The sequence below is a fragment of the Synechococcus lacustris str. Tous genome, assembly GCF_003011125.1.
GTDB lineage: Bacteria > Cyanobacteriota > Cyanobacteriia > PCC-6307 > Cyanobiaceae > Synechococcus_D > Synechococcus_D lacustris.
Genome location: NZ_PXVC01000231.1, coordinates 1 through 948, shown reverse-complemented (window position 1 = coordinate 948; position 948 = coordinate 1). Strand labels below are relative to the sequence as shown.

The 948-nt window shown below is 60.2% G+C and carries 1 protein-coding gene; it reads right to left on the bottom strand.

Annotated features, from left to right (window positions below; genetic code table 11):
• On the bottom strand, positions 1-503 hold a 503-nt coding region (locus tag C7K08_RS14550), incomplete at its 3' end, for a hypothetical protein (protein WP_106501183.1).
• Positions 504-948: the final 445 nt, after the last annotated feature.

Genomic DNA, 948 nt, shown 5'->3' with positions numbered 1-948 from the left:
GCGCCTACGGCGGCATTGAATTGGCCGGCGGCCATGGCCTGGTGGATCAGTTCGTTTAACCCGTAGATCTGCTCGGCCTGGTGTTGGAGGCGGTTTTGAATCAGTTCTTCCACCATGCGCTGCCGTGCCAGTGAGAGATAGCGGCTGACGGTGCGCACGTTGGTGATCCCCCAGTTTTGTCGGGCATTGGCCCGAATCTCCACCAGGGGTAGGCGCTGGGCAATCCACAGCTGAGCCTCTGCGACACGTTGCTCAACCTCCTGGCGGCTTGGCCGCGGGGAGAAAGGTTTTGTTTTGGTGGGCCGGGGTGGCTGTTGTTGCCGCCGGCTGCTACCGCAGCGTTTTGGTTGGGCGGGCGAGTCTTGGGCGGCGTTCCACAGCGGTTGCCCATCGGCATCTTCTTCGCTTGCTTGGGAGCGCAGCACCTCAATTAAATCGTCTGCGTACTCACTCCCGTCAGGTGCCTTGGTGAGATCCGCTCCGGGCCGATGTCGCATCGCCATGGAGGTCGTTTGGGGATGAGATCAGGATCATTCTCCTGTGATCACATTGGGCCGCAAGTGTTATGTCTATGGCAGCTTTGTGTTGCCTTGTTGTGTCTTGCTCTTCCCCTTGATTGGGTCGCTGACGAGTGGCTGCTGGCGTTGCAGGTTGCCTTGATGCGCTGGAATTTCCAGCCGTGTCCGCGTCCGCACGCTGGATTGGGTCTGGTCACCACATAAAAGCTGGGGATGCCGCGTAGGGGGTAGGGCCCTGGCCCGCACAGCCAGGACTTTTTGGCGCAGCGGCGGATCGTCGATTCCTGGTAATTGAGTTCCCGGGCTACTTCAGCGCAGGAGAAGAGCTTGGACTCCAGCTCTGGGTTTGTCAGCTGGCTGCTGGCTGGCGGTACTGGCAGCCCTGTCACGGTGGTTTTGCTGTCTGCAGCTGCATTGGCTTGGGCTGGTA